This is a genomic window from Mesorhizobium sp. M0862, from assembly GCF_040319795.1.
GTDB lineage: Bacteria > Pseudomonadota > Alphaproteobacteria > Rhizobiales > Rhizobiaceae > Mesorhizobium.
This window is the reverse complement of sequence record NZ_JAMYOJ010000001.1, coordinates 266559-288118: the sequence shown is the minus strand read 5'-3', so window position 1 is coordinate 288118 and position 21560 is coordinate 266559. Positions and strand designations below refer to the sequence as shown.

The 21560-nt window shown below is 59.9% G+C and carries 18 protein-coding genes and 2 pseudogenes; 11 read left to right on the top strand and 9 right to left on the bottom strand.

Annotation, left to right across the window (positions count from 1 at the left end; genetic code table 11):
- The first annotated feature begins 36 nt into the window (after positions 1-36).
- Genes NKI15_RS01450 through NKI15_RS01430 form a run of 5 tightly spaced genes read left to right on the top strand, consistent with a single transcriptional unit; the run spans position 37 to position 5286 of the window.
- Complete coding sequence (locus tag NKI15_RS01450) at positions 37-741, top strand: GntR family transcriptional regulator (RefSeq protein WP_352514395.1); 705 nt, start codon at positions 37-39, stop codon at positions 739-741.
- Between the two features lie 13 nt (positions 742-754).
- Complete coding sequence (locus NKI15_RS01445) at positions 755-1660, top strand: dihydrodipicolinate synthase family protein (protein WP_352514394.1); 906 nt, start codon at positions 755-757, stop codon at positions 1658-1660.
- A 2-nt stretch (positions 1661-1662) separates the two neighbouring features.
- Entirely contained in the window at positions 1663-3162 is a 1500-nt protein-coding gene (locus NKI15_RS01440; RefSeq protein WP_352514393.1) for an aldehyde dehydrogenase, read from the top strand.
- The gene (locus NKI15_RS01435) at positions 3159-4499 is read left to right on the top strand and encodes an NAD(P)/FAD-dependent oxidoreductase (RefSeq protein ID WP_352514392.1); all 1341 of its coding nucleotides are present in this window, start codon (positions 3159-3161) and stop codon (positions 4497-4499) included. The genes NKI15_RS01440 and NKI15_RS01435 overlap by 4 nt, the downstream gene beginning before the upstream one ends.
- Entirely contained in the window at positions 4492-5286 is a 795-nt protein-coding gene (locus tag NKI15_RS01430; RefSeq protein ID WP_352514391.1) for an SDR family NAD(P)-dependent oxidoreductase, read from the top strand. Before NKI15_RS01435 ends, NKI15_RS01430 begins: the two co-directional genes overlap by 8 nt.
- Here the strand turns inward: NKI15_RS01430 and NKI15_RS01425 are convergent, their stop codons facing one another.
- The 4 genes from NKI15_RS01425 to NKI15_RS01410 form a co-directional block, all read right to left on the bottom strand.
- Positions 5287-6024: an SDR family NAD(P)-dependent oxidoreductase gene (locus NKI15_RS01425; protein WP_352514390.1), complete on the bottom strand. Its 738-nt coding sequence runs from the start codon at positions 6022-6024 to the stop codon at positions 5287-5289.
- Between the two features lie 2 nt (positions 6025-6026).
- Positions 6027-6767 (bottom strand): SDR family NAD(P)-dependent oxidoreductase, encoded by a 741-nt coding sequence (locus tag NKI15_RS01420; RefSeq protein WP_352514389.1) that lies wholly within the window; start codon positions 6765-6767, stop codon positions 6027-6029.
- A gap of 64 nt (positions 6768-6831) precedes the next feature.
- Positions 6832-8388 carry a trimethylamine methyltransferase family protein gene (locus NKI15_RS01415; protein ID WP_352514388.1) on the bottom strand — a complete coding sequence of 519 codons (1557 nt, stop codon included), beginning with the start codon at positions 8386-8388 and terminating at the stop codon, positions 6832-6834.
- Positions 8389-8632: 244 nt separating this feature from the next.
- Positions 8633-9511, bottom strand: a complete 879-nt coding sequence (locus NKI15_RS01410) for a LysR substrate-binding domain-containing protein (RefSeq protein WP_352514387.1) — start codon at positions 9509-9511, stop codon at positions 8633-8635.
- A 153-nt stretch (positions 9512-9664) separates the two neighbouring features.
- Here NKI15_RS01410 and NKI15_RS01405 point away from each other — a divergent pair, with 153 nt between their 5' ends.
- Both NKI15_RS01405 and NKI15_RS01400 read left to right on the top strand, forming a co-directional pair.
- On the top strand, positions 9665-10903 hold the full coding sequence (locus NKI15_RS01405) for an aromatic ring-hydroxylating oxygenase subunit alpha (RefSeq protein WP_352514386.1): 1239 nt from the start codon (positions 9665-9667) through the stop codon (positions 10901-10903).
- 4 nt (positions 10904-10907) lie between these two features.
- On the top strand, positions 10908-11969 hold the full coding sequence (locus NKI15_RS01400; protein WP_352885649.1) for an FAD-binding oxidoreductase: 1062 nt from the start codon (positions 10908-10910) through the stop codon (positions 11967-11969).
- 121 nt (positions 11970-12090) lie between these two features.
- Here NKI15_RS01400 and NKI15_RS01395 read toward each other — a convergent pair whose 3' ends face one another.
- Both NKI15_RS01395 and NKI15_RS01390 read right to left on the bottom strand, forming a co-directional pair.
- Positions 12091-12693 (bottom strand): dimethylsulfoniopropionate lyase, encoded by a 603-nt coding sequence (locus NKI15_RS01395; RefSeq protein WP_352514385.1) that lies wholly within the window; start codon positions 12691-12693, stop codon positions 12091-12093.
- 45 nt (positions 12694-12738) lie between these two features.
- The gene (locus NKI15_RS01390) at positions 12739-14775 is read right to left on the bottom strand and encodes an oxidoreductase (RefSeq protein WP_352514384.1); all 2037 of its coding nucleotides are present in this window, start codon (positions 14773-14775) and stop codon (positions 12739-12741) included.
- Between the two features lie 148 nt (positions 14776-14923).
- Between NKI15_RS01390 and NKI15_RS01385 the strand changes: the two genes are divergently transcribed.
- From NKI15_RS01385 to NKI15_RS01375, 3 genes and pseudogenes are all read left to right on the top strand, one after another.
- Complete coding sequence (locus NKI15_RS01385) at positions 14924-15553, top strand: TetR/AcrR family transcriptional regulator (RefSeq protein WP_352514451.1); 630 nt, start codon at positions 14924-14926, stop codon at positions 15551-15553.
- Positions 15554-15568: 15 nt separating this feature from the next.
- Positions 15569-16362, top strand: a pseudogene (locus tag NKI15_RS01380) (pyrroline-5-carboxylate reductase family protein).
- Between the two features lie 42 nt (positions 16363-16404).
- Positions 16405-18390, top strand: a complete 1986-nt coding sequence (locus NKI15_RS01375) for an oxidoreductase (protein ID WP_352514383.1) — start codon at positions 16405-16407, stop codon at positions 18388-18390.
- Here NKI15_RS01375 and NKI15_RS01370 read toward each other — a convergent pair.
- Both NKI15_RS01370 and NKI15_RS01365 read right to left on the bottom strand, forming a co-directional pair.
- A pseudogene (locus NKI15_RS01370) lies at positions 18385-18519 on the bottom strand (cobalamin-binding protein); the annotation flags it as partial. The gene NKI15_RS01375 and the pseudogene NKI15_RS01370 overlap by 6 nt on opposite strands.
- A 46-nt stretch (positions 18520-18565) precedes the next feature.
- Complete coding sequence (locus tag NKI15_RS01365; protein WP_352514382.1) at positions 18566-19600, bottom strand: LacI family DNA-binding transcriptional regulator; 1035 nt, start codon at positions 19598-19600, stop codon at positions 18566-18568.
- Between the two features lie 95 nt (positions 19601-19695).
- Here NKI15_RS01365 and NKI15_RS01360 point away from each other — a divergent pair, with 95 nt between their 5' ends.
- Positions 19696-20889 (top strand): phytanoyl-CoA dioxygenase family protein, encoded by a 1194-nt coding sequence (locus tag NKI15_RS01360; RefSeq protein ID WP_352885634.1) that lies wholly within the window; start codon positions 19696-19698, stop codon positions 20887-20889.
- A 124-nt stretch (positions 20890-21013) separates the two neighbouring features.
- Here NKI15_RS01360 and NKI15_RS01355 read toward each other — a convergent pair whose 3' ends face one another.
- Positions 21014-21298 (bottom strand): hypothetical protein, encoded by a 285-nt coding sequence (locus NKI15_RS01355; RefSeq protein ID WP_352514380.1) that lies wholly within the window; start codon positions 21296-21298, stop codon positions 21014-21016.
- Between the last annotated feature and the right edge of the window lie 262 nt (positions 21299-21560).

The following is a 21560-nucleotide window of genomic DNA, read 5'->3' as shown; positions in this document are numbered from 1 at the left end:
CTAAGGTTCGCGTCGAGGCGATCGGGAGCGGGGGCTATGGAAGAGGACAATCGGAGTAGGAAAGCGATCTGCCTGGATGCGCTCCGGCGGCGAATTTTGACCCAAGACCTGGAACCCGGTCTTTACGTCGACGAGACGCAACTGGCCGATGCCTATTCAATCTCGCGTCCGCCGCTTCGCGAAGTGCTGCGCCAGCTGGCCGGAGAAGGTTATCTCGTCTTGCACGAAAATCGCGGAGCTCAAGTTGCCCCGATGACGCACAAGACGTTGCGCAACTTCTTCGTTGCCGCACCGATGATCTATTCGGCTGTTTCGCGGCTGGCTGCGGAGAATGCCAAGCCGGCACAAGTGATGCGACTGAAGGATATCCAGTTGCTCTTTCGTGCCGCCATCCGCGATGGAGACACCGCAGGTAGAGCCCTTATGAACGAACGCTTCCATGCGGTTATTGGCGAGATGGCTGACAATGATTTTCTGATACCAAGCCTGCGGCGGCTGCTGATCGACCACACCCGCATTGGCATGACCTTCTACAATCCGCGCAATCCGGCACTGGCAGCGCAGCGCGCCATAGCCGCCGACCAGCACGATGAATTCATCGAGTTGATCGAGGCTGCCGATTCTGACGGCTCCGCCGCCCTAGCGATTGCGCACTGGGAATTGTCTCGAACAGAAATCGAGAGTTTTGTCCGCGTGCCCAGCATCCAGATTCCTTTGGGTCGCGCACCCGTCGCCGAGTGAAAGTGAGGGAATTATGAAGTTCGAGGGTATTTACACACCTGTCATCACTCCGCATCACGACGACGGTTCGATTGATCGGGATAGTTTTGTCATGATGGTCGAGCATCTGATCGAATCTGGTGTCCAAGGCATCATCAATGGCGGATCGACAGGCGAATACTACGCCCAGACCATGGATGAACGGATCGAGATGGCCAAGCTTACCAAGGAGGTCATCGGAGATCGGGTAGAACTGATCATCGGCACCGGCGCGATCCGCTTACCCGATTCGATCACGATGGCCGACACCGCAGCGAGCATCGGCGCCTCTGCCATCCTGATCGGCTCGCCTCCCTATTCGGTCCCAACGGAACGCGAGAATGCCTTGAATGCGCTTGCCATCGACCGCGCGGCCGACCTTCCGATCATGCTCTACAACTATCCCGGCCGCATGGGCATCAACATGGGCGAAGAGTTTCTCGACAGGGTGGGGCGAAGCCGGAATTTCTGCGCCATCAAGGAAAGTTCCGGCGACATCAACCGCGTCCATCTTCTGGCGCGAGACTATCCGCATATTCAGATGTCGTGCGGGATGGACGACCAGGCGCTTGAATTCTTCGCATGGGGCGCGCGCAGCTGGGTCTGCGGCGGCTCTAACTTTTTGCCGAAAGAACACATCGCGCTTTACAAGGCTTGCGCAATCGATGGTGACTTTGCCAAGGGCCGACGCATTATGTCGGCCATGATGCCGCTGATGCGCGTGCTTGAACAAGGCGGCAAGTTCATTCAGTGCATCAAGTATGGCTGCGAGATGGCCGGCTTCAAGGCCGGCCCCCCCAGGCCGCCCCTGCGGGCGCTGAACAGGGATGATATGCGCGAGCTCGAACAGGTCGTCCAGGTACTGAAGCGGACGATCTCGAAAATCCAGGCGGAGGCATGAAAATGGGCAATCTTCTCACACACGAAGAATATGCAGCGCTTGCCGCCAAGATCGAGTTCCCGACCCAGGCCTTCATAGACGGCAGCTTTCGGCCCGCGATCTCCGGAAAAACCTTCGATACGACCAATCCAGCGACTGGAAAAGTCCTTGGCAAGGTCGCGGCATGCGCCGCCGAGGACGTGGACTTCGCCGTCCAGAAAGCACGAGACGCCTTTGAGGACGGTCGCTGGTCGCGCCTGCATCCGACAGCACGCAAGCAGATTCTGCTCCGCATGGCCAAGCTTATAAAGCGCAACGCCCGCGAACTCGCGGTTCTCGAAAGCCTCGACAGCGGCAAGACAATCTATGACTGCGAGAACGTCGACGTGCCCGAGACGATCCACTGCTTGCAGTGGCATGCGGAGCTTATCGACAAGATCTACGATCAGGTGTCTCCAACCTCCGACAACCATATTGCAATGATCGTTCGGGAGCCGATCGGCGTCGTGGGCCTCGTCCTGCCCTGGAATTTCCCACTGCTGATGCTGGCGTGGAAGATCGGTCCGGCACTTGCGGCAGGCAATTCCGTCATCGTCAAGCCGGCCAAGGAAACGACGCTGACCGCACTGCGAATTGCCGAATTCGCGATGGAAGCGGGCGTCCCCGCGGGTGTATTTAATGTGCTGCCAGGTGGCGGCGCCGAAGTTGGTGAACCTCTCGGACGCCATATGGATGTAGACATGGTGTCCTTCACCGGCTCGACCGCGACAGGACGGCGATTCCCTCAATATTCGGCCGACTCCAATCTCAAGGAGGTGACCCTCGAGATGGGTGGCAAAAATCCAGCCGTGGTTCTCGACGATGCCGAGAATCTCGACCGTGTCGCCGCCCACATTGTCAACGGCGCGTTCTGGAACATGGGCGAAAACTGTAGCGCGGCCTCACGTCTTATCGTCCAGCGCGGCATCAAAGACGAGTTGATGAAACGGGTGGTGGCGCACGCGCGGGAATGGCCGATGGGCGATCCGCTCAATCCGGAAAATCGCGTCGGCGCGTTAGTCTCGAAGGCGCATTTCGATAAGGTGTGTTCCTATTTTGAGAAGGGGCAAAAAGTGCTTCTCGGCGGCAAGGCCAAGGACGGCTTTGTCGAACCCACAATCATCGACGTCACAGACACGAACTCCAAGATCGTTCGCGAGGAGGTGTTCGGCCCGGTACTTTCGGTACTCACGGTTGGCAGCTTCGAGGAGGCGATCGCGCTGGCCAACGACACGGAATACGGCCTTGCTGCATCGATCTTCACCAGCAACGTCAAGCGCGCGTTGCGCGGCGCCCGCGCCATTCGAGCAGGCACCGTGACTGTCAACTCATTCGGCGAAGGCGACATCACGACACCCTTCGGGGGCTTCAAGTCGTCTGGCTTCGGTGGCCGTGACAATGGCATTCACGCGCACGACCAGTACACTCGCATCAAGACCATCTGGGTCGACCTTGCCGACGACGCCGATGAGGCTGTGGATTGAGCTCATACTCCGCGCGGCGCTTGCCGGTACGTCTAGGACCGGCGGCCTGGAACGCCATCCTTGGACAACAGGTGTCGCTCCCGCGAATTGAGGGCGACAGCACCGCCGATTTCGTCATCATCGGCGGTGGTTTCGCCGGCCTGTCAGCGGCAAGGCGGCTGACAGAATTGCAGCCGGGAGCGCGTATCACTGTTCTCGAAGCCGGGCGACTGGCCGAAGGGGGCACCGGGCGTAATTCAGGATTCATGATCGACCTGCCGCACGAAGTGCAGTCTGACAATTATTCCGGCGACGGCGACGACCGCGCAATGATCGGGCTCAATCGCCACGCCATCGCCTATGCACGCGATGCCGTCGAAGAATACGGCATAGACCGGAACTTCTTTGACCCAGCTGGCAAGATCAACGGTGCAGCGAGCGCCGCTGCAGATGAACACAACAGGAGCTACGCCAGCCACCTGACAAAGCTCGGCGAGCCGAGCGAACTGCTCGGCGAACGGGCCATGCGTGAGGTCACCGGCTCGTCGCATTACGTTTCCGGGCTTTACACGCCCGGTACGGTGATGCTGCAGCCGGCCGGATACGTCCGCGGTCTCGGTGCTGGTCTCGTGAGCAAAGGCGTCACCATCTTCGAGGACAGCCCGGTCACTGGCTTCGTGCGCGAGAGCGGATGCTGGCGCGTGATTGCGCCAACCGGCTCGGTGAGCACCCCGCGTGTGATCCTGACCGTCAACGGACATCTGGAAAGCTTCGGTTTCGAGCAAGACCGGCTAATGCAGATATTTCTGTTCGCCGTGATGACACCCGAACTGGATGCTGAAGCGCTCAAAAGCCTCGGCGGCCAGCCACGCTGGGGGGTTACACCTTCCGATCCCATGGGCACCACCGTGCGTCGCATCGACCTCGGCCAGGGCGGAAACCGAGTCGTGACACGCACCTGCGCAGTGCTGAGGCCGAACTGCGAGGCGACGCAAGCCGACCTCCAGCGCGCCGCCAGAGTCATGCAGCGCAAATTTGATCAGCGCTTCCCGAGCCTCGCGGGCATGACCATGGAGTATGCGTGGTCCGGACACCTATGCTTGACGCTCAACGGCGTTGCCGTGATGCGCCAGGTCGACGACGGCGTCTATTCCGGCTGCGTCCAGAACGGTCTTGGAACGACGCGCGGGACCTTGACCGGCATTGGCGCAGCCGAACTGGCCTGCGGACAGACCAGCATTGTGACGGACTATTTTACGGCCCAAGCGCGGCCTAGGAAACTGCCACCGCAACCGTTTCGCCAGATTGGCGCCAACTTCTTGCTGCGTTGGAAGGAATGGAAAGCGCGCGATGAATAAAACCAATCCGATGCAGAGAACAGGCACGATCATTGTCACCGGCGCGACCCAGGGTATCGGCAAGGCGATCGCTCTGGCAGCCTTGCGCCAGGGCAAAAGAGTGATCGCGGTAGGACGGTCTCAAGAGAAACTTGAGGCGCTCACCGCGGGTGTGGGCGACGCCGCACCCGGGTTGGTTGCCGAAGCTCTTGATCTTCGCGACGCGCGAGCCTTTGGCGCTCGACTGGCGACCTGGATCGATACCGATCCCAATATCATCGGGCTGGTGAATGCCGCCGGTATGCTGGAGACAGGCAGTCTGCTGCATTGCGACCCTGAAAGCCTGCGTCGGGTTATCGATCTCAACCTGATCTCCACACTGGAAATCACGCTTCCGGTCGCGCGGCATATGGCATCGCGACATGCGGGCAGCATCGTAACATTGGGGTCGAATTCAGGCACTTCGGCGCGCATGGGGCTCGGCTCCTACCCGGCCTCGAAGGCCGGCATCATCCATGCGATGAAGTGTCTTGGATTGGAGCTGGCCGAGTATGACGTTCGCTGCAACATCGTGTCGCCGGGCTCGACGAACACCGAAATGCAGCAACATTTTCAGACGACAACAGGCAGTCGAGAAGGCGTCTTGAAGGGTGACCCGACACGCTACCGCCTTGGCATCCCGCTCGGCCGCATGGCCGAGGTGGATGACGTTTGCGATCTCGTCCTTTTCCTGCTTTCGAGCCGTAGCCGCCACATAACCATGGAAAACATCGTCATCGACGGCGGCGCAACGCTCGGCGCCCGCTAGTCACTGTGGTAGACTGAGCTTCGCCATCCGGCCGCCGTCCACGGTCCAGACTTGTCCAGTAACAAAAGCCGCCTCTTCGGAGGCCAGCCAGGCAACCAAGGCTGCAACCTCTTCCGGCTTGCCGGTGCGCCCGACGGGATGAATTCGGGCGATGTCGCGGCGAAAGGCGACCGGGTCGGGCATGCTGTCGATGAAATCAACATTGAGGTCGGTGTCTATCCAGCCCGGCGCGACTGCATTGCAACGAATGCCTTCCCCGCCGTGATCGACCGCCACGGCACGGGTCAGCCCATGCAGACCAGCCTTCGAAGCGCAGTAAGCGGCGTGCTTCGGGTTGGAGCCGAGACCTTCGATCGAGCCAACGTTGACGATGCTACCCTTCACGGCACGAAGGTGCGGCAGGGCTGCCTTGATCAGCAGAAACGGCGCGGTCAGATTGATGCGCAAGGTTCGCTCCCAGTCGGCGAGCGACATGTCTTCGACGCGGGCTTCCTGCATAATGCCGGCATTGTTGACCAGCACGTCGAGGCGCCCGGCGCGACCGACGACATCGTCGACAATTGCCTCAGGGGCTCCGCCGTCGGCGAAGTCGGCCGTCATCGCTTCAAACTCGGCATGATCGCCTCGCTGTGCGGTGAACACACGCGCGCCGTCCTCTCGCAGGCGAAGCGCAATGGCGCGACCGATCCCGCTGCGCCCGCCGGTGACGAGCGCCACCTTTCCGGTGAAGCGGCCCATAATCAGAACTTCGCTCCGTTCACTTCAACAAGCGCGCCGCAGACGTAGCGCGACTCGTTGGATGCGAGGAAGACCACCACATCGGCAATGTCTTCCGGTTCGGCGATGCGGCCAATCGGTACGGTTTTGTTTAGCTCTCCAACTGCTGTATCTGGGTCAAGGCCGCGTATCGAAAAGCCGGTGCGCAACATCGGCGTGTTCACTTCATTGGGGCAAACGGCGTTGATCCGGATGCCCTGCGGCGCGTGATCGATTGCCATGCATTGCGTCAACGATGCGATGGCCGCCTTCGTCATGCAATAGACCGCGTGGTTGGGGCCGGGTCGTACGCCCCAGCAGGAAGAGATGTTGACGATCGCGCCTCCGCCGGCTTTGCCCATGAGCGGTATCGCGGCTCGGCTGATGCGGAACGGCGCCTCGACATTGACCCCTAGGGACAGCAACCAGTCTGCGTCAGTCGTTTCAGTGACTTTGCCGCGCGTGATGACACCTGCGTTGTTGACGACGATATCAAGGCCACCGAGGGCTTTGGCGACCGCTTCTGGAAGTGCGCCCGAATAGGCGGCGTCGCAGAGGTCGCCCGGAAAATGGGCGTCGGCTTCGACCGCCGAGACGTCTCGATCGGCGACCGCGACTTTCACACCCCGCGCACGAAGGGCTCGCACAACCGCCGACCCTATACCGCCCGCCGCGCCGGTCACCAACGCTACTTTACCCTTCATCACAGCCTTCCCCTTCTTCATGAGCAACAGTTCAGCCGCTCTTCCATTGTCGTTTCAACGCTGACTCTCGCCAGCCATCAGAAAACTAGTAGCTTTGATTGAGTTCATCGGCTGCCGGAATTTCCTCCTCACGACGAGCGATGTAGTCCCGCAGCGCCTCGTCCTTGGCCTCATCGAGCTTGGGTTCTTGGTACTCCGACAGCAGCCTGCGGGCGTGGTTCAGGGCGCGTTTCGTGGTGTCGAGGGCGCCTTCCGCCTGCCATTGCTCGACCGAGTTGTTGTCAAAGAGTTCGGGCATGAAGTACGCTTTTTGAAAATTCTCCAATGTGTGAGGATGGCCCAGATAGTGTCCACCCGGTCCGACATCCGGAATCGCGGCTAGCGCCTGATCGAAATCGTCCCATTTAGGTCCCTCGGCCATTCGATAGGCCATGGCGCATTGCTCCGCGTCTACGACGAATTTTGCGACCGAGCAGTGCATCCCGGCCTCATTCCAACCCGCAGAATGCCAGATGTAGTTCGCGCCGGAATGCAAGACCGCCGACATCGTCGTTGCGCTTTCATAGCCGGCTTGCGCATCGAAGGTCTTGGCCCCACCGAGATGGCTCGATGTGCGCCATGGCAGGTTATAATGGCGCGCCATTTGCCCTATCATGAAGTTCATTAGGGAAATCTCGGGCGTGCCTGCCATCGGGGCGCCGGATTTCATGCTGACGGTCGACAGGTAGTGGCCATAGATCGCCGGCGTCCCCTTGCGGATGACTTGGGTGTACGCCAGCGCCGAGAGTGCCTCGGCGTTAAGCTGTGCGACGGTCGCAGGCACGGAGGCTGGCGTGTTGGCGCCGCCGAGCACGAACGGAGAGCACAGCACCGGCTGATTGCGCCGGCAGAACGCCCGCATTGCACCCAGCATGACCTCATCCCAGACCAGCGGGGAATTTCCGTTGCAGTTGCCGGTAGTGACGGGATGCGTTTCCATGAAATCTTCGCCGAAGAGGATCGCACACATATCCATCACATCTTCGGCGTTCTTGGCGCTCGTCGTCATCCCCATGAACATCTTGTCGGAATGTTTCATCGAGGAATAGGTAATGCGAAGATGCCGCTGGCTGATCGGATGATCATAAGGTTCCACGATGTGATGTGCCGACGAATGCAGTGCGGGCATCATGTGGCTCAGCTTGTGGAACATCGCCAGGTCTTCAAGCATAGGATTGCGCCGAACATCATCCAGGTCGCGCAGATAGGGAGCGCCCGTCATCGGGACAAAGACCGAATGCCGTCCGCCGAGACGGACATTGTTGGCGGGATTTCTCGCGTGGTAGATGAAATCCGACGGGATTGTGGAAATGAGTTCACGCACCAATCCACGGTCGAGGTAGACCATCTCCCCCTCGACCTTGGCGCCGGCGCGTTTCCAGTCCTCCAGCGCGATCGGATCGCGAAAAAGCACGCCGATGTTTTCGAGGATGTGCATGGAGGCATTGTCGATCTTCTCGACTTGGGATCCATCCATAACCTCACAGACGGGGATGCCACGGGTCAAACCGGGCAGCATTTGAAAGTCGGGGGTTGTACGAAGGATTTGTCGCGCTGCACGACCTCCTGATCTTGTTCTGCCTGACGTTGCGATGTTGCTCATGTCAAATCCCCGAATGGCAGCACACTGACACTCGTTGGCGACCGAGCCTTACACAAAACGGAACTGAACATGCCGAATGCGACATGCAAGTCTGCCACGCGGACGTTTAGCTCAACCAGCGCGAGCCCAACCCTTTGTGGGCTCGGCAGCCTCGGGAGTATTATCAGTCAAAGCAATTACGAGCGGACGGCACCCCTTCGCGTTAGCCTGTCTCGGTCCCGCGCAGAAACATTTTGGTAAACCGCTATGTGCTCTTTACGAGCCATTCCGCGAAGAGCCGGGCTTTCGGGCCTGCCCTGGGATGGATTTTCAGATAAAATGCCCTGGGCGATGGAATATTGTCGGGCACAAGTGCGACCAGCCGTCCCTGATCCATCAGACTTTTGACCAATCCATCCCATCCCAACACCGCCCCGATATCATCCTGAGCGGCCTGGAGGGCAATCATGTAGTTGTTGACTGAAAACCTGCGGCCCTTTGGGATGGTGTGTCCAAGCGCTTGAAACCAGTCCGGCCAGTTCTCCCAGTCGGTTTCCTCGTTATTCGTATGAATCAAAGGTGCCTTGAGCAGATCCTCAACTCGGCTAATGCCATGCTCAGCGGCGAATTTTGGCGTTCCCAGCGCCACGATGCGATCGTGAAAGAGTTTGTGACACTCTTCGAGATTCTCCTGCGCATCTCCGTATTGAATACTTAGATCGCAACGGATGGCTGCTCTAGGCACGTCGCTCACGATCTGTGAGACAGTGATGGTGGGATGGCTTTTCCAGAAGGTTGAAATCTTCGGTGTAAGCCAAAGCGAACTGACGGCCGTCGTTATCCGGATGGTCACGTCTGCGGCTTCCGGCCGATCGCGCGTGTGACTAACGGCGTCGGAAATCGTCTCAAGCCCGCGTTGCACCGCAAGGAACAAGAACGCCCCTTTCTCGGTCAACTCAACACCGCGGCTCCTGCGCAGGAACAGGCTACATCCCAAGTCACCCTCAAGCGCCTTGATTTGGTGGCTGATAGCCGCGGGTGTCACGTTCAATTCCTGAGCGGCCTTCTTGAAACTTGCATTTCGGGCGGCCGCCTCGAAGCAGATAAGTGCGGTCACCGAGGAGAGATCGTACGGTCTTGGCATCAAACCCCTTTGTAACCGCTTGGCTCATAGGAGCTCGCGGCGTGGAAGACATTAGCTGAACTAACTCGTGCTGAAAATTACTGCTGTTGCGCAAAAGGCGTTCAAGCCCGAGAATTTCATTCCAAATAGGTCTGCCATCTATGGAATTTCCGCATGAACACCCCTTCCCCCTCGATCCAGGAATTGCTAGCGCGCCGCGTCTCGGGCTATGCCCTTGAGCAGCCATTTTACACATCGCCGACGATTTACCAGCTCGACCTCGAGCACATCTTCTACCAGGAATGGCTCTACGCGGCCCCGGCGTGCCAGCTTGCGAAAGCTGGGAGCTATGTAACGATGCGCGTGGGTACCTATGAAGTGATCGTCGTCCGAGACCGCGACGGCGAAATCCGCGCCTTTCACAATTCGTGCCGTCATCGCGGGTCGCTGATCTGCAAGGCACGCGAAGGCCAGGTGGCCAAGCTGGTTTGCCCCTATCACCAGTGGACGTACGAACTTGACGGTAGGTTGATCTGGGCGAATGACATGGGCCCAGCATTCGATGCGTCAAAACATGGTCTCAAGCCCGTCAATCTTCGCAATCTCGACGGCTTGATCTACATCTGCCTGTCCACCACTCCACCTGATTTCGAGGCTTTCGCCCAGATGGCTCAGCCATATCTCGAAGTCCACGACCTTAGGGATTCTAAGGTCGCGTACACGTCGACCATCATCGAAAAAGGCAACTGGAAGCTGGTGTGGGAGAACAACCGCGAATGTTATCACTGCAGCAGCAATCATCCGGCGCTGTGCCGCTCCTTCCCGCTCGATCCCGAAGTCGCCGGCGTTCAGGCTGATGGAAGGGTATCGGCGAAGCTCCAGGCGCATTTCGACCGTTGCTCGGCCGCCGGTGCGCCGGCGCAGTTCCAACTCGCCGGAGACGGGCAGTACCGCCTGGCGCGTATGCCGCTTCAGGAAAAGGCCATGAGCTATACGATGGACGGCAAGGCGGCCGTCACCAAGAACCTTGGCCGGGTTGCGCCGCCCGACGCCGGTTCGCTACTCGTGTTCCATTATCCCTCTACCTGGAACCACTTCCTGCCGGACCACTCCCTCACCTTCCGGGTGTTGCCGATCAGCGCCACTGAAACCGAAGTCACCACCACCTGGCTTGTGCACAAGGACGCGGTCGAAGGTGTGGATTACAACCTCAAGCGCCTGACCGAGGTCTGGATCGCTACCAATGACGAAGACCGCGAGATTGTCGAAAACAACCAGCTGGGAATCTTATCGCCGGCCTATATCCCTGGCCCCTATTCGCCCGGGCAGGAAAGCGGCGTGACGCAGTTTGTCGACTGGTATGCAGCCTGGCTTGAGCGCGCGCTTGCGCCCCGTCAAGTTGCAGCGGAATAAGCCGATGAGCGCATTCAAAAAACTCGCGTTCTGGACCGACGCAGAAGAGTTGGAATGCGTCACCCGTACTCCGGAAGCGCCGAATGTCGTGACCTTCAGCTTTCAGAGTCCGTCAGGCGCGCTGTTCAATCATGAACCGGGACAGTTCGTCACCCTGGAATTGCCAATTCCTGGGGGGCCGGCCTATCGCACCTATACGATCTCGTCTTCGCCCTCGCGTCCGACTGCCCTCACCGTCACGGTCAAGGCGCAAGAAGGGTCGATCGGCACCAGATGGATGCTCGACAATTTGCGCAAAGGCGCGCGCATCAAGGCTATAGGGCCGACTGGAAAATTCTCGATTGTCCATCATCCGGTCGAGAAATACCTTTTCATCTCGGCCGGTTCCGGCATCACACCGATGGTTGCGATGACCACTTGGCTCTACGATTCCGGGCGCGAGCCGGACATTGTTTTCATCAACTGCGCGCGCCGCCCGTCCGACATCATCCTGCGCGACAGGATGGAACTGATGGCGTCGCGCCTCGTCGGCATCGATTTGAAATGGGTCGTCGAAGAGGCAGATCCCTTCCGGTCCTGGACCGGCTATCGGGGGATGTTCAACCAGATCATGCTGGGCCTGATGGCGCAGGATTATCTGGAGCGCGAGGTGTTCTGTTGCGGACCTGAGCCTTTCATGCGGGCCGTGCGCGAGGCCCTTGCGGGTCTCGGCTACGACATGAGTCGCTACCATCAGGAAAGCTTCGCGGCAGAGCCGGGGCAGGCCGAGGACGTACCTGACGACGTGGTGCCAAACGAAGAGAATCAGGCTGAGATCATCTTCGCCTCGTCTGGTGTCATAGCGAAATGCGCCGAGACTGATACCCTTCTTGCAGCAGCACGCTCTGCGGGCCTGGTGATCCCTTCAGGATGCTCGATGGGAATCTGCGGAACCTGCAAGGTCCTCAAGACCGAAGGGCAGGTGCACATGGTGCACAATGGCGGCATCACGGACGAGGACATCGCCGATGGCTATATCCTTGCCTGCTGCTCTCGCCCGATCGGTCGTGTGAGCGTCGCCGCATAGAAAGCATTCGATGGACCTCGATCCCGTGCATCTTCGATGCGCGGCGCTCCGCGCTCAATCGAAGATTGATGGTGCCAAGGCATCGACGAACAGCTCCATAGAGTTGCTCCCGGAACGCCAATCAATGATGCGTCTGGTCCACCAGCAGCGCCCAGAAAGCGAACAACGGCGTCTCCAGCGATCTCATCGAGTGTTTGATGCCTGGCGGATTGTAGAATGACCCACCGATGCCAGGCGAAAACCAGTCCTTGTCAGCCTGCTTGAACTCCCCATGCGAAAGCACGAGGTAGGTTTCTTCCGGCGGATGATCGTGGTCGGGATACCGGGCGTGAGGAGCCATCAAGGTGACGCCGAGCCACAGATCGTTCCTTTCCTCAATGCCGCCTGGGCCAAGGATCATCGCGTTGGCGTGACTATCATGGAAATTGCTGCTGGCCGACGGGGCGGGATTTGATTTCGGCCGCCATTCGAGCAGCGGCTCGATTGCCTTGAAGCGTTCGACCAAGTTGCGGAGCGTGGACGGGATCACCTCTTCCGCCAACGCCGGGCCGAGATAGGAACAGACCGGTAAACGGCTCCCTGCATTGGTCCGCTCCAGCCCGATAACTTCCGATTGGGCGAAGAGCTGGATGATCGATCTGCGCGATCGCAGATCGTGTGAGAACTGGTCAAACGCCACGAAAGCGGTGTCTAGAAAATATTGCAGGGCCTCACTTCTGTTCATCTTGCAGCCCTTGTTGTGAGCCACGCTATGGTCCGTTGCTGGATGTCAGATATCTTTCGCCAAGCGCAGTGCGTCGTAGATCGCGGCGTGGGTGTTGCGAGCCGAAACGGCATCGCCGATCCGGAAGAGCTGGAATTGGCCCTGCGGATTCCGCACCACCGACTGCGCTTGTCCGGCAATAAGCTCATCGTGCGAAATCTCGCCGTGATTGGTCGATTTCGGTTTGAGGTCGAAATAGATGTCATCGAGTGGAATGGTGCCGTGGTTGACGACAACCTGATCCACGATGCGTTGCCTGGATATGCCGCCGTAGTCGCTACCGACATTTGCAATGAGCTGGTTGCCATTCTTTTCCACAGACTCGAGCCGATAGGTGACCGTGAAGGTCACATCGAGCTTTTGCAGGGACCGCATGTAGGGCACCAGGTTCATAGCCATCACCTCGGGGGAGAAGGACCGATCCGGCGTCATGATCTCAACTTTCGCTCCCGCACCGGCGAGGAATTCGGCGGCCTGGAGTGCGGCATGGTCGCCGGCGTCGTCGAAGATGAGGACATTGCTACCCGGCTTTACGTCTCCGGAGATGATGTCCCATGAAGACACCACCAACTCGTTGCCCCTGGAAAGGACGTCGGTGTGCGCCACCCCGCCCGTCGCAACGATGACGACATCAGGATTTTCCGCCTCGATGGTTTCGGCTTCCGCCCAGGCATTGAACTTGATGGTCACCCCGTATCTTTCGCACTGGGCAATGCGCCAATCGATGATGCTCATCATCTCCTTGCGGCGCGGGCTCAGCGCTGTCAGGCGGATCTGTCCGCCAGGGTCGCTGGCGGCCTCGAAGACCACGACCTCGTGTCCCCGCTCACCCGCCACGCGGGCGGCCTCGAGGCCGGCCGGACCTGCACCGACGATGACAATTTTCTTGCGGCTTTCTGCCTTGGGGACAATGTGCGGCATGGTCAGTTCGCGGCCGGTCGCGGCGTTGTGAATGCAGTATGCCGCCCCGCCCTGATAGATGCGGTCAAGGCAGTAATTGGCACCCACGCAGGGCCTGATTTCGTCTTCGCGTTTTTCGATGATCTTGCGCACGATGTGGGGGTCGGTCATGTGGGCGCGTGTCATGCCGATCATGTCGACTTTGCCCGATGCAATGGCGTGGCGCGCCGTCGCTACATCCGGTATTTTCGCTGCATGGAAGGTTGGGAAGTTGGTTGCCGCACGAATCTCACCGGCAAAATCAAGATGCGGCGCATTCGCCATTCCCTGAATCGGAATGACGTCCGTCAGGCCAGCATCGGTGTCGATGTGACCGCGGATCACGTTGAGGTAGTCGACAAGTCCGCTTTCCCTAAGCCGTTTGGAGATTTCAATGCCCTCCGCCTTGCCGGTGCCGCCGGGGAGACATTCATCCGCCGTATAGCGCACGCCCAGAATGAAGTCCTCGCCGACCCTTGAGCGGATCGCCTTCAAGACGTCCATGCAGAAGCGCATGCGGTTCTCAAGGGAACCGCCATAGGGGCCGTCAAGGTCGTTCATGAGAGGAGACGTGAACTGTTCGAGCAGGTGACCGTAGGCCTCGAGCTCGACGCCATCCATCCCGCCCGCCTTCATCCGCTCGGCGGCGTCCGCGAAGTCCTTGATGATGCGCTCGATATCCCAGTCTTCAATTTTCTTGGGAAATGCGCGGTGTGATGCTTCACGGTGATGGGACGGTGCCACAACGGGAAGCCAGTCGCCCTTGTCCCAGCGTGTACGCCGTCCAAGATGGGTTAGCTGGATCATGATGGCGGCGCCCTCTTCGTGCACCGCATCGGTCATCTGCCTGATCCATGGCACGATCTCGTCCTTGTAGGCGAGAAGGTTGTTGAAAACCGGGGGACTGTCCTTCGAGACGGCTGCGGACCCGGCTGTCATCGTCATCGCCACACCGCCCCGCGCCCGCTCTAGCGTGTAAGCGAGATAGCGCTCCTTCGGCATCCCGTCCTCCGGATAAGCCGGCTCGTGAGAGGTCACGATGATACGATTGCGCAGCGTCAAATGCTTGAGTTTGTAAGGCTGCAGAAGAGGATCGCTCGACATCTGACCGGCTCCGGGCTGGGAGGACAAGCGCGAACGCTAGTCGGAAATGTACACATATGTCAAGTTTAGCTTCGGCAAGGTCGACAGAGTCGACATAGGTGTACATTTCGCTGGTTTTCAGTTTGACCTTTTGTTAGGCTGGCCGCTTATGGAGCAGATTTCGAACGATAGCGGATGGCGTGGATCGCCGGAGGGATGGCTTGAGGCCGCCTACGACCTGCTTCTGGAATCCGGCGTCGACACGGTGAGAATTTCGCCACTGGCCAAGAAGCTGGGCCTGTCGCGCACCAGCTTCTATTGGTTTTTCAAAGACAGAGAGGAACTGTTGGCTGGCCTCGTGACGCGTTGGCGGGACAAGAACACCGGCAATCTCGTCAAGCAGGCCGAGGCTTATGCCGAGACGGTTGCCGAGGCGATGCTGAACGTTTTCGACTGCTGGCTCGACAAATCCTTGTTCGATGCCCAGTTCGAATTCGCAGTCAGAAGCTGGGCGATTCAATCGCCTGACATTCTGGCGGAGGTCCAGAAAGCCGACCAGACGCGTCTCGACGCCATGAGCCAGATGTTCGTCCGCTTCGGTTACAAGGAAAGCTTGGCCGATGTTCGAGCGCGCACCGTCTACCTCGCGCAGATCGGCTACATCTCAATGCAGACCAGGGAAGATCTCACGGCCCGCATGAAGCGCATTCCCGGCTACGTGGAGATTTTTACAGGCGAGGCCCCGCAGCAGCGCGAACTGGATCGGTTCTTCGCCAGACATGACTATTTGGCGAACTGAGGAAGAGTTGCGACAATGAGCAAACCCATGAGCATCGGGATAATTGGTGGACGGGGCTGGCTTGGACGCGCCTTCGCCGAGGCCATTGTCGATGCGCAAATAGTTGCCGCAGAGCACCTCGCGCTCTCTTACAGAAGCGGGCAACCCGGCTTTCTGCCAAACGCTATCTGGACCAGGGACAATCAGGAACTGGTGGATCGATCTGATGTCATCATCGTCTCGGTCCGACCCCAGGATTGGCCTGCCATCGAGATTTCTGCGCCCGGCAAGCTCGTGATGTCGGTCATGGCCGGGATCCCTCTCGATCAATTGGCCAAACGTTTCAAGACTGACCGCGTCGTCCGCACGCTTCCGAACGCGGCGGCAGAGGTGCGCAACTCCTACACGCCCTGGATCGGTTCTCGGGGCGTCACGGCGGATGATCGCAACGTCGTTCGCCGGATTCTGGAAGCCTGTGGTGCTTCAGATGAAGTCAAAACCGAAGCAGACATCGACTACATGACCGGCCTCACCGGCTCCGGCCCGGCGTTTCCGGCGCTTTTGGCGGCGGCGATGATGGACGATTCCGTCAGCCGAGGAATGAACCCGGATATTGCCCGAAGGAGCGTCAGCGCGGTGCTGATTGGAACGGGAAAACTCCTCGCGGCGCGCGCTGCAATCCCAAAGACATCGTCCAGACCTTCCTCGACTACCGCGGCACCACCGCTGCAGCGATCAAGGCCATGCGCGCAGCCGGGTTTGAAGTTGCCGTGGCGGACGGCCTTGCCGCAGCGCTTCGGAAATCCGTGACTATAGGACAAGCCACCTGACTGCCGCACGAGCCGTGCCCTCCGACCGCTGGTGAGATACTTATGTCAAAACTCTTTCCGCATCTGTTCTCGCCGGTAAAGCTGGGCAGTCGCACGCTGCGAAACCGGATCGTGTTCGGGGCTCATACCGCCAACATGGCGGAGAATGGCGTGCCGACCGAACGACACGTCGCCTACTATGCCGAGCGAGCCATCGGTGGGGCCGGCATGATTGTTGTCGAACCCATGCCCGTTCATCAGGCCGCCGTCCTGACACGCGGCAATTTTCGGCCTGGCGACGATAGCGTCATTCCACACTTCCAGCCGGTTGCGCGCGCGATCAAGGACCATGGAGCGATCGCCATCCAGCAGCTCTATCACGTTGGTGCGCATGGGGATTCGGACAACTCGTTTCATGCGCATTGGTCGCCTTCGGGCCTTCCAAGCTACCATGATAGCGACGGGTCCCACGCCATGTCCGAAGACGAGATCTGGGAGACCATCGACGGCTTCGTCCAGGCCGCGCGCCGCTGTCAGGAAGCCGGTTTCGATGGTGTCGAAGTCTGGGCCGCCTATCTCGGACTGGTTGATCAGTTCTGGACACCTTGGACAAACCAACGTGAAGACCAGTGGGGAGGCTCGCTCGAAAACCGCACGCGGATCTCCCGCGAAATCCTCACCCGCATCCGCGAAACATGCGGCCGAGAGTTTATCGTTGGATTGTCGGTCAGCGATGAGCCCGACTACACAGTCGCGCTCAGTCGGCAGGAACTGGCGGAAATCGTTCGGCTGCATGATGAGCAGGGGCTGATCGATTACGTGACCTGCGGCACCGGGAGCTACCTTGATTTCTACAAGATAATTCCGCCATTTCTTTATCCTGAGAAGCTTGGCACCGATCTCGCGGCGGCCCTAAAGGGTGAAGTCAAGACGGCGCTCGTAGTGGCCGAAAGCCATATCCGAACGCCCGAAAACGCCGAAACCGTGCTCGGCGAGAAAGCTGCCGATCTAATCTCGATCGTGCGGGGCCAGATCGCCGACCCACATCTGGCACGCAAGGCCGCGGCAGACCACCCAGAGGATGTGCGCGGATGCATATCCTGCAACCAGATGTGTTGGGGTCGCCGTTCGCGCGACTACTGGATCAGCTGTCTTATCAATCCCTCGGCAGGGCGCGAGTTTGAATGGGGTGGTGACCGGTTCACAGCAGCCGCCATCAAGAAACGGGTGCTTGTCGTCGGCGGCGGCCCCGCCGGCCTTGAAGCGGCTCGGGTTGCCGCCGAGCGGGGTCACCACGTGGTGCTGGCTGAAGCCTCCAGCAGGCTGGGCGGGAACTTTCTGCTCGCAGGGCTGCAGCCGCGCCGAGGACAGATCCTCGACCTTCTTGGTTGGTATGAGCGCCAGCTCAACAAGCTGAACGTCGACGTGCGACTGAACACCTACGTCGAGGCGTCGGAAATTCCCTCGTTCCAGGCTGATACTGTCATCCTGGCCACGGGATCGGTGTCTCCTGAAACCGGCTTTCAGAAGGCTCTGCCGGCAATGCCGAGCCTGCCAGGCATCGAAAAAGGCAATGTCTTCTCGATCGAAGCCGTTATGGCCCGCGTTGCGCGGCCGGGTAAGCACGTGCTTTTGCTCGACGAGGGCGGCGGTTGGCGCGGCGGTGGCACAGCCTGGAAACTTGCCGAGGAAGGTCACCAAGTCACCATTCTCACGCCCGATCCGCTGGTCGGCAAGGAACTGCAACGCACCGCTGCCGATTTTCCGCTTCGACGGACATTGCGCCAGCTTGGCGTCAATTGGCTGGTGGATGTCAGCGTGCTAGAGTGGCACGGGGACGGCGCGACCCTCGTCGACCACAACACCGGTGAAGAAAGCCTCGTGCCGGGCGATTGCCTTGTTCTGGCAACCACCAATGTGGCAACGAATTGGCTGGCAAAAGAGTTGGAAAATACATCCCAGCCTTTCATGGAGGTCGGCGATGGCGTCGCCCCGCGCCAGGCGCCCTACGCCTTCCACGAAGGACGGAAGATTGCCTTGGGGCTATGAAGCGCGATTGCGCTTCATGTAGTCCTTGGCGGTCTCGACTGCCACGGCCGCATCGCGGCCACAGGCATCTGCACCGACGGCCTTGCCGAATTCCTCTTTGAGCGGCGCGCCGCCAACCTTGCCCACATAAACCCAGCAGCCCGACATGACGAGCCGGTCTGCACCTCGACGGCAGCTACGGCGCTGACCCCGCCTGCGGCAGGTTGAACGGCGTGATGATCTGGATGTTGGCCATGCCTGACACAGGCGATTTCGGCAGCAGCCCGTGCGCACGCATGACATGCAGGCAGGCGTTGCGCATGTCCTCACCGAGATCGTGATGCAGGACGGCGCTGATGCGGCCTGCCCGGAGCAGCGCGATGTTGTCGGCGTCGAGATCATGACCGACGAAGGCGCGGCAGGAGCGGCCAAGCGCAGCGAAAGCCTCGATGACAGCCAGATTGCCGCCGCCGATCGAATAGACGCCGGCAATGTCGGAATGCTGGCGCAAGGCATCGCGCGCGAGCCGGCCGGTGTCGCGGTCGAGACCATGGCCTTCGCTGACCTCGACCAGGCCAAGCCCGGGATAGCGCTCGCGCAGCGCCTGCCTGAAGCCGATCTCGCGCTCTTCCTCGCCGCGGAAACGGTTGCTTGAGATGGTCACCAGAATGCGCGCCGGGCCGCCGCCGAGCCATTCGCCAAGGAGGTAGGCGGCCGTCTCGCCCGCCGCGCGGTTGTCCATCCCGACATAAGCGTGCCGCCCCGTATCAGGGAGATCCGTCACCAGCGTGACGACGGGGATGCCGGCGCCGACAAGCCGTGCGGCCGCAGCTCTCACCTCCGCGACATCCGGAGCCTTGAGGAACACGCCATTGGAGCCCCTGCGCTGCAAGGCATCGATGATCCCGACGGTATTTTCGACATTGCGGGTTTCGGCGAGGTGATAGCGGGCGCGAAAAATCGCCGGCTGCAAGGACGGCATCGCCTGCTCAAGCCCTTGGCGGACCGCCTCGCTGAAGCGGGTGGGCGCTTCCATGACGATGTCGAGAACGAATTTGCGGCCGGAAAGGCCGATCTGGTCGCGCTGCTGTTCGAGCTCGCCAATGGCCTGCTTCACCCGCCGCACCGTGTGCTCGCGTACGCCCGGCCTGTCGTTCAGCACGCGATCGACGGTTGCGAGGCTGAGCCCGGCCTGGAGGGCGATATCCTTGATAAGAAAAGCGCGGGACATTGCTTGAGGTGTTTTTGAGGTGTTTGCGAGGCAACCAGCACAGCAGGCTGTTGTATACGGTAATCACAATTAGAACCGCAACAGGAGGATGCGTTATGAAGGCCGGCAATCTAGCCAGGATCAGGTCCGCGAAGGTCTGGCTGACCAGACAGCAATGCGACATCGAGGATTTTCGCGCGCTCGTCGAGCAGAAGACGGATGCGGCCAACTATCCCTTGGCCGCGAGCATCGACAAGAACGTGCTGGTCTATGATGGCGACGCCGTGCGTGAGGCTGCGAGCGATCCCGAAACCCGCAAGGCGCTGCTGGCCGAATGGGTCGAGGCGCTGACTGACGGACCGGGCGTGGTTGCGTTCAAGAAGGCGTTTGCCGACACCGCGCCGATCGACGCCGCAACGACGCTCTTCAACGACATGATTGCCGAACAACATGCCACTGGCACGGGCGGCGGCGACCATTTCGCCAAGCCGGGCGCCAATGACCGCATCTGGAACGCGCTGGAAAAATTCTGCCTGCGCGATCCCGCCGCCTTCGCGGCCTATTATGGCAACGAGATCATCGCTCTCATCTCTGAGGCTTGGCTCGGTCCGGCCTATCAGATGACGTCGCAGGTCAATTGCGTGAATCCCGGCGGTGCGGCGCAGTCGGCGCATCGCGACTATCATCTCGGCTTCCAGTCTCCGGAAGTCATCGAGCGCTATCCGGTGCATGTTCACCGCATCTCGCCGGTGCTCACTCTGCAGGGAGCCGTCGCCCATTGCGACATGCCGCTGGAGAGCGGACCGACGCTCTACCTGCCCTACTCGCAAGCATATCTGCACGGCTACCTCGCCACCGGCCTTCCCGAGTTCAAGGCTTACTTCGCCGAGCATCATGTTCAGCTCGCTCTGGAGAAGGGCGATGCGGCGTTCTTCAACCCGGCTCTGTTCCATGGCGCCGGCAACAACCGCTCCTCAGACATTCGCCGCATGGCCAATCTGCTGCAGGTCTCGTCAGGCTATGGCCGGGCGATGGAAAGCGTCGACCGCACTAGAATGAGCCGCGCGCTCTATCCGATCATCAAGAAGCTGATTGCAGCGGGCGCGATCTCGAAGGATGCGGCCGCGAATGCGATCGCCTCCACGGCCGAAGGCTATTCCTTCCCGACCAACCTCGACCGCGACCCGCCGATAGGCGGACTTGCGCCGGAGACGCAACAGGCGCTGTTCCATCGTGCGCTGGACGCTGGCTGGACAGCGGAGGATTTCGGCAAGGCGCTGGACGAGCAGGTCAACAAGAAGCTGACGTGAAGAGTCCATTAGCACCCTTCGTCGGGGGCGCCTCCGTGTGCCTCTTGCATTTCGTTTGCGAGGCTGCTCGCTAGGTTGACCGGCGACGTCATGACGTCCTTGGCGATCAGCATTTCGTACTCCTTCACCTGCCTGCAGGCGGCAGAACCGGCGGCAGGGTCCGTCCAGAGGCTTGATCGTTGTGTGACAGACCAGCATGGAGGCTGATCGCGCGATAGAACTCCCGTGCATGGAAACCATAGGCTTCCAGATTGGCCGGACCGCCAGCGAACAGTCCCATAAAGACGCGGGCGGCTCGGTTTCTGCGGTCGGAGGCCATTGCCGTCACCGCCTTGTTGACATTGAAGTTCGATATCGGCCGGGCATTGTTCATTCTCTGCCGGGTCAGGATGGCGGTGACGCCGATCAACCGCTCCAGCGTGGCGATGAATTCGTCGAAAGCCCGCCGGCTTAAGCCAGCGGGCTTTGATTTGGCAAGTCGATTTAGAAGGTGATCGGTCCCCGATACCGGGCCGCGGCAGTGACAGAGCCAATCGGTCTCGCTTCACCAGAAGCGGTTGTTAGTACATCCTCTTCATGATTGAGCCCTGCACCGGCCCGGAGATTACAATGATTTGCGCTGCGATTGGTGCTGCCGTGATCGCAACAGCGGCGATTGCTGGCAATGTGAC